The organism is Polaribacter sp. ALD11 (assembly GCF_002831685.1).
GTDB lineage: Bacteria > Bacteroidota > Bacteroidia > Flavobacteriales > Flavobacteriaceae > Polaribacter.
The window spans coordinates 843,470-857,314 of the sequence record NZ_CP025119.1; the positions used below are offsets into that span (position 1 = coordinate 843,470).

Annotated in this window: 10 protein-coding genes; 7 read left to right on the forward strand and 3 right to left on the reverse strand. The window is 29.6% G+C overall.

Annotated elements, in window-relative coordinates:
- Window positions 1–86: 86 nt before the first annotated feature.
- Window positions 87–674 (reverse strand): RNA polymerase sigma factor, encoded by a 588-nt coding sequence (locus tag CW731_RS03670; RefSeq protein WP_100945460.1) that lies wholly within the window; start codon window positions 672–674, stop codon window positions 87–89.
- 216 nt (window positions 675–890) lie between these two features.
- Between CW731_RS03670 and uvrA the strand changes: the two genes are divergently transcribed.
- On the forward strand, window positions 891–3,677 hold the full coding sequence (gene uvrA, locus CW731_RS03675; protein ID WP_100945461.1) for an excinuclease ABC subunit UvrA: 2,787 nt from the start codon (window positions 891–893) through the stop codon (window positions 3,675–3,677).
- Between the two features lie 174 nt (window positions 3,678–3,851).
- Here the strand turns inward: uvrA and CW731_RS03680 are convergent, their stop codons facing one another.
- Window positions 3,852–4,934 carry an HmuY family protein gene (locus CW731_RS03680; RefSeq protein WP_100945462.1) on the reverse strand — a complete coding sequence of 361 codons (1,083 nt, stop codon included), beginning with the start codon at window positions 4,932–4,934 and terminating at the stop codon, window positions 3,852–3,854.
- 26 nt (window positions 4,935–4,960) lie between these two features.
- Window positions 4,961–7,087 carry a TonB-dependent siderophore receptor gene (locus tag CW731_RS03685; RefSeq protein ID WP_100945463.1) on the reverse strand — a complete coding sequence of 709 codons (2,127 nt, stop codon included), beginning with the start codon at window positions 7,085–7,087 and terminating at the stop codon, window positions 4,961–4,963.
- A gap of 99 nt (window positions 7,088–7,186) precedes the next feature.
- Between CW731_RS03685 and CW731_RS03690 the strand changes: the two genes are divergently transcribed.
- The 6 genes from CW731_RS03690 (at window position 7,187) to CW731_RS03715 (ending at window position 13,844) form a co-directional block, all read left to right on the forward strand.
- The gene (locus tag CW731_RS03690; RefSeq protein WP_100945464.1) at window positions 7,187–8,089 is read left to right on the forward strand and encodes a DUF6607 family protein; all 903 of its coding nucleotides are present in this window, start codon (window positions 7,187–7,189) and stop codon (window positions 8,087–8,089) included.
- Window positions 8,090–8,093: 4 nt separating this feature from the next.
- Window positions 8,094–9,569 carry an ankyrin repeat domain-containing protein gene (locus tag CW731_RS03695; RefSeq protein ID WP_100945465.1) on the forward strand — a complete coding sequence of 492 codons (1,476 nt, stop codon included), beginning with the start codon at window positions 8,094–8,096 and terminating at the stop codon, window positions 9,567–9,569.
- A 9-nt stretch (window positions 9,570–9,578) separates the two neighbouring features.
- Window positions 9,579–10,079, forward strand: a complete 501-nt coding sequence (locus tag CW731_RS03700; protein ID WP_100945466.1) for a DUF2271 domain-containing protein — start codon at window positions 9,579–9,581, stop codon at window positions 10,077–10,079.
- 4 nt (window positions 10,080–10,083) lie between these two features.
- On the forward strand, window positions 10,084–12,282 hold the full coding sequence (locus CW731_RS03705; protein ID WP_198519847.1) for a PepSY domain-containing protein: 2,199 nt from the start codon (window positions 10,084–10,086) through the stop codon (window positions 12,280–12,282).
- Window positions 12,283–12,292: 10 nt separating this feature from the next.
- Complete coding sequence (locus CW731_RS03710) at window positions 12,293–12,646, forward strand: DUF6686 family protein (RefSeq protein WP_232734715.1); 354 nt, start codon at window positions 12,293–12,295, stop codon at window positions 12,644–12,646.
- 106 nt (window positions 12,647–12,752) lie between these two features.
- Window positions 12,753–13,844 carry a hypothetical protein gene (locus CW731_RS03715; protein ID WP_100945467.1) on the forward strand — a complete coding sequence of 364 codons (1,092 nt, stop codon included), beginning with the start codon at window positions 12,753–12,755 and terminating at the stop codon, window positions 13,842–13,844.
- Window position 13,845: the final 1 nt, after the last annotated feature.

The following is a 13,845-nucleotide window of genomic DNA, read 5'->3' on the forward strand; positions in this document are numbered from 1 at the left end:
TTGCCATATTAACAAATTCATAAACATAAAAAAACCTTCGTAGTTAAGTTACGAAGGTTTTAAAATAAAAATAATTATGTCTATTGCTAATTCACTAAAATAATGTTATGCTTTTCTATTAATTTACGCATATTTATTAATGCATAACGCATTCTACCCAAGGCGGTATTAATACTAACACCTGTATTTTCGCTAATCTCCTTAAAACTCATGTCTTTATACATTCGCATAACCAACACTTCTTTTTGTTCTTCTGGAAGTTCATTTATAAGCTCTCTAACATCATCATAAATCTGTTCTTGTATTAATTGTTTTTCGGCATTTAGGCTTCCGTCATGTAATACCGAAAAAATATCAAACTCGTCTGTGTTTTTAAAAGAAGGCATTCTATTATTCTTTCTAAAATAATCAATCACTAAATTATGCGCAATACGCATTACCCAAGGTAAAAACTTACCTTCTTCGTTGTAATTTCCTTTTTTTAAAGTTCTAATTACTTTTATAAAGGTATCCTGAAAAATATCTTCTGTTAAGTCTTTGTCTTGCACTTTACTGTAAATAAAGCTAAATAAACGTTGTTGGTGTTTATTAATTAATATAGATAAAGAAGCTTCTTTACCATTTATATAATCGCTAACTAAAACGCTATCTGAAATCGAATTTTTACGTATCATAACTACTTTTAGAAGAGCGAAAGGGCTTTTCCAATATTATTAAAGATTAATAATTTTTAAAGTAATTTTATGCTATATACGTCTAATTTAGTGTAGTTTATAAGTTACAAATATGCTTATTTTTTCTTAATACAACAAACTTTTTGTAAAAAAGATTTTACGCAGTATAAAATGAGTTTATTTTTTGGTAAATTTATAGCTTATATTTTTTGATACATGAAGAAAGATCTTTCAACAGTAAATCCTAAAGAAAACATCATTATAAAAGGAGCAAAACTCCATAATTTAAAGAATATTGATGTTGTAATTCCTAGAAATAAATTAGTAGTAATTACAGGACTTTCTGGTTCTGGTAAATCTTCTTTGGCCTTCGATACACTATATGCAGAAGGGCAAAGGCGTTATGTAGAAAGTTTAAGTTCGTATGCAAGACAGTTCTTAGGAAAGCTACACAAACCAAAAGTAGATTATATAAAAGGGATTGCTCCTGCAATTGCAATTGAGCAAAAAGTAAACTCTACAAATCCGCGTTCTACGGTTGGTACTTCGACAGAAATTTACGATTATATAAAATTATTATTTGCAAGAATTGGTAAAACCTACTCGCCTATTTCTGGTGATGAAGTTAAAAAAGATACCGTTTCTGATGTTGTGAAGTTTATAAAAAAATTTAACGATAAAACAAAACTCTTACTACTTGCACCTGTTATTATTGATGAAAATCGCGATTTAAAAACTGTTTTACAAGTTTTAGAGCAACAAGGCTATGCACGTTTAAAATGGAATGATACCGTTTATAAAATTTCAGATTTCCCTCAGGAAGAATTTAAAGAAGAACCTTTGCTTTTGGTAGTTGATAGAGTTGTTACTAAAGACGATGAAGATTTTTACAACCGTTTAGCAGATGCTATTCAAACCGCTTTTTTTGAAGGAAAAGGAATTTGCTTTATCGAAAACTTAGCAGATAATAAAGTTACTGAGTTTAGTAATAAATTTGCTTTAGACGGACTTACATTTTTAGAACCAAACACACATTTATTCAGTTTTAATAATCCCTATGGTGCTTGCCCAACTTGCGAAGGTTACGGAAATGTAATTGGTATTGATGAAGATTTAGTGATTCCAAATACAGGTTTATCTATTATGGAAGACGCTATTTTCCCTTTTAAAACACCTTCTTATATTCATTATAAAGAAGATTTAATAGCTGTTGCGTATCAATTTGATATTCCAATTCATAAACCTTGGTTTCAATTATCAGAAGTACAAAAAGAATTGGTTTGGGAAGGAAATAAATCTTTTCATGGTATTCATCACTTCTTTTCAGTTTTAGAAGAAAAAAGTTATAAAATACAGAATAGAGTGATGCTTTCTCGCTATCGAGGAAAAACAAAATGTACGACCTGTCATGGAAAACGTCTAAGAGATGAAACCAACTATGTAAAAATAAATGAGAAGAACATTTCTGATTTAGTAGCACTTCCTTTAGATGAATTGGCAGTATTTTTCAATAACCTAAAGTTAGACAAATACGAAGAAAAAATAGGAAAACGTTTGTTGACAGAAATCAATAATAGATTGCAATTCTTAACAGATGTTGGTTTAAATTATTTAACCATCAACAGAACCTCCAACACACTTTCTGGTGGTGAAAGTCAGCGTATAAATTTAGCCACTTCTTTAGGGAGTTCTTTGGTCGGTTCTATGTATATTTTAGATGAACCAAGTATTGGTTTACACCCAAAAGATACCGAAAGATTGATTGGTGTTTTAAAAGACTTACGTGATCTAGGAAACACCGTAATTGTGGTAGAACATGATGAGGATATCATGAGAGAAGCAGATTATATTGTAGATATTGGTCCAGAAGCAGGTACTTTTGGCGGACATGTAGTTGCGGAAGGAAATTTTAAAGAAATTTTAAAATCAGATTCTTTAACGGCTAAGTATCTAAACGAAGATTTAAAGATTGAAGTTCCTAAAAAACGAAGAACATCTGTAAATAAAATAGAAATTATTGGTGCAAGAGAACATAATTTACAAAATATAGATGTTACGTTTCTATTAAACTGCTTGTCTGTAATTACCGGAGTTTCTGGTTCTGGAAAAAGTACATTGGTCAAGAAAATACTCTATCCAACAATGCAAAAAAAGCTAGTTGGTTATGGAGAGAAAATTGGACAACACACCGCAGTAAAAGGAAATTTCGAGACTATAAAACATGTAGAATTTATAGATCAAAATCCTATAGGGCGTTCATCTCGCTCTAACCCTGTAACATATATTAAAGCGTATGATGATATTCGTGCGTTGTATTCGAATCAGAAATTATCTGGCATTAGAAACTACAAACCAAAACATTTTTCTTTTAATGTAGAAGGGGGTCGTTGTGAAGTGTGTAAAGGTGAGGGTGAAGTAACCATCGAGATGCAATTTATGGCAGATGTGCATTTAGAATGTGATGTTTGTAACGGAAAGCGTTTCAAAAAAGAAGTTTTAGAAGTAAAGTTTGATGGAAAATCTATTGATGATATTTTAAACTTAACCATTGACGATGCAGTTGCATTTTTCTCAGAAAATTTGGTGACAAAAATCGCAAATAAACTAAAACCTTTGCAAGATGTTGGTTTGGGGTATGTGCAATTAGGGCAATCTTCTTCTACCCTTTCTGGTGGTGAAGCACAGCGTATAAAATTAGCGTCATTTTTAGTCAAAGGAAATACAAAAGACAAAGCGTTGTTTATTTTTGATGAACCTACAACAGGTTTGCATTTTCACGATATCAAAAAATTATTAGCTAGTTTTAATGCGTTAATAGATCGCGGACATTCTATTGTTGTCATCGAACATAATATAGAATTGATTAAATGTGCAGATTATATAATTGATTTAGGCTTAGAAGGTGGAAAAAATGGTGGAAACCTAATTTTTCAAGGAACGCCAGAAGAGTTAGCCAAAAATAAGGAATCTTATACGGCTAAATATTTAGCGGAAAAATTGTAGTTTAATGATGCCTCGTTGGGCACAGTCGAGAGGTTAAACTTAGGTCTCGACTATATTCAACCAGATAATTATATCTAGATCTATAATAAATAAACTAAAAAAGCCATTTAAACTTTCGCTCAAATGACTCTTCCAACTTATAATTCTAATTTAAAGAATCACTTAAAGTTTTAATTATTGTAATAAACTGTATACAAATTTAGGATATCCTCGCTCTCCTGCTTCATTTGTGAAAGCTAAAAACTGTAGTTTATATAAATTACCATCTGTATCATTTACAACGTAAAATACATTTTCTTTTAAGGATGGTAAACTTCCTGGTCCACCTCCATTTCTCCAACTACTTCCTATGCTACGTTGGTCATTTGTAAAGTTTGAATTATCTACATCTGTTAAAGAAAAGCTGTTATAAGTAAAAGAAGTTGCCTCTATGTCAATCATATAAACTTTAGCTTCTGATTTTGTATTATTTGTAACAAAATCTGAATATCCATAAGAACCATAGCCCTTAATTTCATTTGTAAAAACAGTGAAATTCAAATCCCAATTTGCCTTTTTTGGAGCAACCATAATTTCACTTTCTGTAGTAAAACTGAAATAAGTAAAAGTATGCGTTTCACTTTTAGAAATAGTTACTTCTTTATGAGTCGTAGCATCTAAATCTGCGTATTGTAAAACATAATTATTTCCATTTTTTAAAATTCTTATTTTTTTCCACCCTCTAGCATCATCAGAAATATCTACACTTCCTGTAGCAGGAGTTTCAGTACCAATTTCTTCTCCTAAATTTAATAGATACACATTATTATTTGTATTTGAAGTAGAAATTTCTGCTATAGCTGTGTTTGTTACTGTTCCGTCTGGAGTATCTACATAAGCCGTATTTTCAGCATCAAAAGTACCAACAGCTACTTTAGGCTGTAGTTCTTGTACCTCCGCAGAACTAGCATTAACAGCATCTATATCTGTTGATTTTAATTTTGCTACTGCCATATAAATAGCTCCATTTAATACTACTCTAAATTCTGAACCACCATAAAAACCTAAATCCCAAGAATCTCTTCGCACTGGTGTAGAAGTATTTGTACTTAAATCTATATAAACTTGGTTTGGTTCATTTGGTCCACCAACTTCTGGTGAAACTGCTGCGCCATCAATCACTACAATTATTGGTGCTATTGGCGTATCTTCTGAATTACAACTTGTAAAAGAAAATACAGCTGCACATAAAATAAAAGTTAAAAATTTGTTTGTCATGATTTTAATATTTGATAATTAGTTATTTAAAAATTAAGGTTATACAATAGTTTTAAGTAATAAGAGCGCCCGTAACCCAATAAGAGAGTGCTATTATTAGATGAATGAGTTCCTGATGTATTTGCGTTACTTACATTTACATTCGTAACATCAAATAAGTTTCTTCCACCCAAAGTGGCTTGAATTTTACCTTTAAAGAATGATTTTTTTAGGGAAGCATCTAACCAATTATAGGCGCTTGTAGTTGATTTAGAAAACATCGAGTGTCCATCTGTATCTACACCTGATGCAATGTAATTTTGCTGATTTCCATTGTGTTTAAACAAAATAGTAACTGCAGTGTTCCATTTTTTTATGTTATAATTTGCACTTGTATTTAATTGAAATGAATACAAAAAGTCGTTTTCTGCATTTACCTCATTGTTTGCTATCCTAGAAATACCTTGCAATGTGGCACCTAAATTAAAGGTCCAATTGTCTTTTTTTATACTGTTTTCAGAAGAAATTCCCCATAATTTATAGGCATCGATATTAATGTATTGATATTGTAACGGAGTAGGATTTACAATGGCTAAATCTATTTTATCGGAGACGTCTAGATAACTGATTTTTAAAGTGTTTAATAATGAAAATTCGTTGATGTAACTGTATTTTTTTAGGTTGATGAATGCTGTAATTCCGTTTTCTGGATTTAAATTTGCATTTCCTCTAACATCGTGATTAGAATCTACGAAGTAATAATACAGTTCTTCAAAATTGGGAGTTCTGTATGAAGTCCCAATATTTCCTCGCAATTCAAAACCCTTTTTCATTAAGTAACGCGCACTAACAGATGCTAATATTTTAGATTTGAATAAAGAGTTGTATTCATATCGTATTCCGGGTCTTACTAAAAAAGCTTCTGAAAACTTGAGTTCAGAGGAACCATAAATAGCATAGTTCTGTTGTGATTGTGTTTTATCTTGTTGTGTAACATCTCCAGAAGCTTGCGTATCAAAACCACTTATAAACCTTGTTTCATAGCCTAATTCAAAGTTAAAAAAATCACTTTTTACAAGATTATTTACACTTCCTTTAGAAAAGAAAACTTTACTAGATTGATACACTTCATCTGTTTCATTACTTCTTTCTTTACTTAAAATGTAGTAATTGTATTCATTTAAATATCTTTTTTGTTCTTGATAAGAAAGGGCTACATTGTAATTAGCACCAGAATTTAAACTTCCTATAAGGTTTACATTATTTACAAACCGATGCGTTCTAAAATTCTTATCTGTTGCAGACGGATTACTCGTTTGTGCATCTGTATCTATATTAGCTCTCACAGTAGCATCATAGTAATTGATAAGTTCATTAAAGTATTCTAACTTATAAAATAGTTGAAATTTTTCTTTTTTATAATGTACAAAAGCATTGGTATTTAATTGCTCTTTTGGCAACCAATCATACCCTCTTAAACCATCATTTTTATAATAGCTTCCACCTTGTTTTCCATTATAAAAACCTGCAAATTGATTGCGGTTTACGCCAACTCTAGCAAACCAATTTTTAGTAATATTATTAGCAACACTTAACGCTTGTATGTGTCTACCTTCATCAAACCAAGCATATTCATTACTAACTGTTTCTTCTTGTAAAGATGCTTTTATATTCCACTTATTATCTATCGATTTTTTTGTGATAATATTTATAACCCCAGATACTGCATTTGCACCATACGCTACTCCCATTGCTCCTTCTACAATTTCTATACGCTCTACATCATCTAAATTAATTTGAGTTAAATCGATGTTATTTCCAAGTCCGTTATCACTTACTAAAGGAATATTATCTATCAAAATATTAAAATATTGAGCATCTAATCCGAAGAAAGAAATAGTCGATTTTCCTGTTTGAGAACTGGGTACAATTGTTAGGTTTAAATTAAAATTTAATAAATCTGCTAAATTGTTGGCCGCTTGCCTTTCTATCTGAGCTCTTTTAATAACTGTTACGTTATGAACTGATTTTTTTATGGACTGCGGATTGTATTGTCCAGTAATTACAATTTCATCTAAAGTGGTAATTTTTGTGGAATCCTTTTTTCTCTCTTGACCGAAAGTAGCAAAAGAAAATAGTATTAATGCAATTGTAATTTCTTTATTTAGAAACATTCTTAATAATTTTCGACAAATATATGTTGTTATTTTAATTCAATCTAAATAAATTTTATATTTTTGTCAAAAATTATTTCAAACCATAAATAACATAAAATGAATAAATTATTTTTTAACAGCTTAATATTGCTATTAGCTATATCAGTAAATGCTCAAAGTAAAAAAACTAAAGACCAAAATGCCATCAAGGAAATGTGTGGTTGTTTTGAAGTGACTTTTAATTTTGCTGAAACTTTTAATTACAGTAAAGATTCTACTTACAAGGCTTCTAAAACTAAGATTGATAAAGGTTTAGAATGGGCTGGTTTGGTAGAAGATGAAAATAATAAAATTTCTATTCAGCATATATTACAAGTTGGTAATCCTGCAGACCCAATGATTATAAAGCATTGGAGACAAGATTGGATGTATCAAAACACTGATTTTTATACTTTTAATGGTGATAATAATTGGACATTCAACAGAAAGGATAAGAAAAGTGTTAAGAAACAATGGACTCAAAAAGTATATCAAGTAGATGACAGTCCGCGTTACGAAGGTTCTGGAACTTGGGTGCACGTAGATGGAAAAAGCTATTGGGAAAACGAAACGACTGCTCCTTTACCAAGAAGAGAATATACAAAAAGAAGCGATTACAATATTACTTTGAGAGGAAACAGACATGAAATTACTAATTATGGTTGGGTTCATGACCAAGATAATAGCAAAGTGCAACGTAAACCAGGTAAAGAAGATTTAATAATAGCAAAAGAGAAAGGATACAATACCTATGTTAAAGTTGATGATAATAGATGCAAGGCTTCAAAAGACTGGTGGGTTGCAAATAATAATAAATGGCAAATAGTTAGAAATAAATGGGACGAAGTATACGGTAGAAACACAAATTTATCTTTAAACACTAAGGTAAACAACAAACCTTTATACAAACACTTATTTACGGATACTGTTATTGAAGAGAAAGAATTAAACGATATTATTGAATCATTTGTAAAAAAATAAAAAAATGAATACATTAAAACAACTAGTAGTAGTTATTACTATAATTTCTAGTATTTCTATTTCAGCTCAAAAAAAGAATATTTTTTTGGATGCTAAATTTTGGAAAACGAACCCCAGTATAGAAACTATAGATCAAAAAATTAATGAAGGAAATGATGTTTCTGCCTTAAGTAACAATGCTTTTGATGCTGTAGTTTATGCTATTTTGAACAAGACAGATAATAAAACCATAAAATATCTTTTATCTAAAGAAGGAAATGGCGTTAATAAAAAAACGCATGATGGGCGAACTTACATTTTCTGGGCCGCATACAAAGACAACATAGAAATAATGAAACATGTTTTTTCTAAAGGTGCGAAAACAACTGTAATTGATACACATGGAAATACATTTTTAAACTTTGCTGCTTCAGCAGGTCAATTAAATTTAGAACTCTATAAATATAGTTTTGAAATTGGTGCAGATATTACCAAAGAGAAAAATCATGATGGAGCAAATGCTTTATTGTTGGTTGCTTCACATTTAGAAGATTTTAAACTCATAAAGTATTTAATTACGAAAGGTGCTTCTTTAAATGATAAGGATACCAACGGAAATGGGCTTTTCGAATATGCTGCAAAAGGAGGGAACACAAAATTCTTAAAAACTCTTTTAGAAAAAGGAGTTAATAAAGGAGACAATGCAATGCTATTTGCAAGTCAGGGTTCTAGAAACAATAAAAACACACTTGAAACATATCAATTTTTAGAGAAAAATGGTGTAAACCCTAATGTAGTTGACCATAAAAACAGGAATCCGCTTCATTTTATTGCAAGAAGTAGTAAAGATATTTCTGTTTTTAAATACTTTATTGAAAAAGATGTAGCTGTTAATTTACAAGATGAAGATGGAAATTCTCCATTTATGAATGCTGCAAATAACAATTCTTTAGAAGTTGTTCAATTTTTATCTAAAAATGTAAAAAACATTAATCTAAAAAATAATGATGGGCTTTCTGCTTTAGCTATGGCTGTAAACAGGAATTCGATTGATGTTGTTCAGTTTTTATTAGAAAAAAATGCTGATATTAATACAGTAGATAAAGATGGTAATACGCTTTCATATTATTTAATAAACAGTTTTAGAGCGAGTAAACCAGCAATTTTTGAATCAAAATTAAACGTTTTAGAGAAAAATGGATTGGTTATTAATCAGCTTCAAAATTCTGAAAACACATTATTACATATTGCTGCTGAAAGAAATAATTTACCCTTATTAAAAAGGTTAGCAGCTTTTAAAATTGATGTAAATGCTATAAATAAAGAAGATTTATCTGCTTTACAAATAGCAGTTATGAAAGCTAAAGACAACAAGATTATTAAATATTTGTTAAGTATTCGAGCAGATAAAAATGTAAAAACAACATTTGGCGAATCTATTTATGATTTAGCTTCAGAAAATGAATTGTTAAGAAAACACAACATTAACTTTTTAAAATAAAATTCGAACATGAAAACTAAAAAACTCTTACTTATAATTCCTGCTTTCTTATTGGTGATAACTGCTTTATTCAGTTTTAAAAAATATAGCGAAAGTTCTCCTTATAAATGTATGATTCAGATGAAGAATTACACCGGAGAAGGTGCCTATATTGTAATTTCTTTATTAAACCCAAAAGGCGAATATGAAGAAACCTTGTATGTGCAAGGAGATGATAACGAATGGTATTTTGATATTACAGAATGGTGGAATTTTCAAGGTAAAAAAAGAGCAGATATCGATGCTATTACGGGAGCAACAATTAGTGGTGGCCAACGCACAATTAGTGTTATTAGAATTGACGATGATAAATTAGATAAAGGGTATAAAATTCGTTTTGAAACAGCGGTAGAAGATCAAAAATATCATAAAGATGATGTCGAATTTGATTTGACAGCAGAAAATTTAAAATCTAAAATTGAAGGAAAAGGGTTTATCCGATACATAAGGATGATGCCAAATAAAAAATAATATAATGACAATTTCTATTTGGAGATATAGCCACTTAACCCTGGCTATATCTTCTTCCTTATTTATTCTAATTGCCGCAATAACAGGCATCGTTTTAGCTTTTGAACCTATTTCAGATAAGTTACATTCTTTTGATACGATAAATCTAAATGATGTTTCTATTTCTGAAACAGTTACTGTGTTACAACAAAAATATGATGAAGTACTAACAATCGAAATAGATGAAAATGATTTTGTTTCAGCAGATGTTATTACTCTAGAGGGAGAAAGTCAAACTTTTTACATCAACCCAAAAACAGGAGACAAAATTGGAGAGATCATAGAAAAGAAGCCAATTTTCGAATTTGCCACAAACTTGCATCGATCTTTATTTTTAAAATCTACAGGAAGGTTTATTATTGGTTTTGTTTCCTTATTATTACTCTTAATAGCTGTTACTGGCGTACTTTTAATAGCAAAAAGACAAGGTGGGTTTTCTAAGTTCTTCTCTAAAATTGTGAAAGAAGATTTTAATCAATATTATCATATCATTATTGGTAGATATGCGTTAATTCCAATTATAATTATTACCATAACAGGCGTTTATTTGTCTTTAGAAAAGTTCTCTTTATTACCAAAAGAGACTGCAACTCACCAAAATATTGAACAAAAAAATGTAATCTCAAAAATTAATGTAGCAGATTTTAAAGTTTTTAAAGAGACCAGTTTATCGGATGTCGAAAAAATAGAATTTCCATTTTCTACTGATGAAGAAGATTATTTTTTCGCAAAATTTACTGATAAAGAAATAGCAATTCATCAGTTTACAGGGCAAATTGTGAGTCAGAAAAAACAGTCTTTAGCTTCTCTTGGCTCTTATTACAGTTTAATCTTGCATACAGGAAAAGGATCTATTATCTGGTCTTTGATTTTATTATTAGCCTGTTTTGCCATCTTATTTTTTATCTTTTCAGGCTTTTCTATGACACTAAAAAGAAAGAAAGCAACAACACTCATTAAAAATAAGTTTAATAAAGACAAAGCTGAATATATTATTCTAGTTGGTTCTGAAACAGGTAGTACATTTAATTTTGCAACTATATTTTACAAGGCTTTACTTGCTATTGGTAAAACCGCTTATATAACACAGTTAAATGAATACACAACTTATAACAAAGCTAAAAATATTGTTATTTTTACAGCTACTTATGGCGAAGGAGAAGCCCCAGTAAATGCGACTAAATTTCTTAAAAAAATTAATAAAATACCGCAAAACAACATTTTGAAATTCTCTGTTGTTGGTTTTGGATCTACAGACTATAAAGAATTTTGCAAATATGCCATTTTGGTTCAAGCTCATTTGCAGTTACACGAAAATTTTATACCAATTTCACCCGTTTTTAAGATAAACAATCAATCTTTTTCTGAGTTTAATAATTGGACAAAAGAATGGAGTACATTTAATAAAATAGCACTTAAAATAGAAAAAGAAAGCCTCCTTGTATCAGAAAAAAATGAACAGGTTTTTACTGTTTTAAATAAAACGGAAGTGAATATTGATGACACCTTTTTAATTCAATTAAAACCAAATAATAAAACAACGTTTGTTTCTGGAGATTTACTTTCTATCACTCCAAAAGATGAAACTAGGAGCCGTTTATATTCTGTAGGAAAAACAGATAATACTCTTCTTTTAAGTATTAAAAAACATGAATTTGGTCTTTGTTCTACTTATTTTAATAGTTTAAATACAAATGATGAAATTGTAGCTAAGATTCAAACTAATGAGAAGTTTCATTTTCCTAAAAAAACAAAAGAGGTTATTTTAATTGCCAATGGAACAGGAATAGCTCCCTTTTTAGGCATGATACATAAAAAAAGTTCAAAAACAAAAATTCATTTATTCTGGGGTGCAAGAACAAAAAAATCTTTCGAAATCTATAAAGATACTATTGAAAAAGCAATTGAGAACAAATCTCTAACCACATTTTGTACTGCATATTCACAAGAACAAAAAGAAAAGATTTATGTGCAGGATATCATACTAAATCATCCAAAATTAATTGCAAAGACTTTAGATAAGGGAAATTGTATTATGATTTGTGGTTCTATACATATGCAAAAAGGTGTCTTAAAGTCTTTGGAAGAAATAACAATTTCCTACTTAAAAACTCCTTTAGAAAAGTTTGAGAAAAATAATCAAATAAAAACCGATTGTTACTAAAATAAAAAAAATGTGTCATAAAACAACTATTATATCAAGAGTTAAAAGTGGAGAATTGTCTTTTTGTAAAGGTTGTGAAACTTACAGTTTAACATTTAATAATGTCTTTTTTCAATTTGAATTAGAAGAATTAATTCAGTTTAAAAAATACATATCTAAAGTAGATACAGAATATTGGTTAACACATTATGCAAACACAACTCAAAAAAGAAAAATACCCATACAAACATATCATCAAAATTTAATTTTGCTTTTTAATGTCTATGAATTTGAAGAACTAAAAGTGCTTTTAAAAATTAAAAACATTTTTAAAAAAGAAGTTTTATCTCCAGAAGATGTAGATTATACGTTAATTTTGAATTAGTTTTTTCGAATTCTAATTCATAGTGTACGAATTCTAAAACAACTAAAATTTAATACTACTTCCCTACTACTTTTACAGTGTATTAACATTTAAAAAAGTAGAAATCATGAAAACATTCTTAAAAAAATCAGTATTTGTAACCGCAGCATTCTTAGCAACAAGTGCTTTTATTAGTTGCGATTCATCAGTATCAAAAGAAGGGAACCAAAATCAAATTATTGCAGATAATAGCATTCCTATTTCCAAAGAAAATATAGAAATAATCTATCAGAAGCCAATTGTTTTTATTGCAGGTTTCGACAAAGGAAATGAAACTTTTTATTCGAAAGCAAGAACCTATTTTCAAGAAAAAGGTTTAAAAGTAATTGATGGTCAGTATTCTTTAGAAGAAATAATTGTTTGGCTAAATAAAAATGGAAATCAGCATCCGTTTAGCGATATTCATATTGTAAATAAGAGCAACCCTTATAAAGGTATGAATTTAGAAACGGTAGTTAGAGGAGACAAAATTACTGCAGAAACCCTAAGAAAAACCATTACACAAGGTACTTTGCCTAAGTTAAAAAATGTGGTAAATGGTAACTCTAAAATTGTATTTCACGCCTCTGGTTTGGTAGAAAACAAAGCGCTTTTAAAAACTTTAAAAGATGCATTTCATTCAGCAGAAAACCCTAAAGTTGTTGCTTCTCCATATCATACCATATTTGGCGGAAAATTTTCGGACCATTATTTAGCACAACCTTATTATGTTTTTTATCCAACAGCATATTCTCCAGGAAAAATGGATTTATCGAAAGAAATTGCAAAGAAATATCCGGAAGAAAAGGGCATCGATTGGTATGACGCATTAAATAATGAAGAAGAAAGATATGTTGGTGAAGCGTACACAACGCAATTTACAATACCAATTAAATGGGAATTTGATTACTTTAATTCGGATAATGAAATGCCAAAATTTACAATTGTAGAAGATGTTATGGATTGGATTGAGTCTCGAGACGAGTTGCTTTCTGAATTAAAAGAATACAACATTTCTGTAGAAAAATTTAGATGGAATTGGTCTGTAAAAGGAAGCAAATTAGTAATTAGAGGAAGAACAACGGGTTTGTGTGTTTTGAAGCCATTAATTAAACCGTACGGAGATTTAAAACACGTAGAACCAGATACAAGTAATAAACGTTTATATGCGTTAAAGTAAT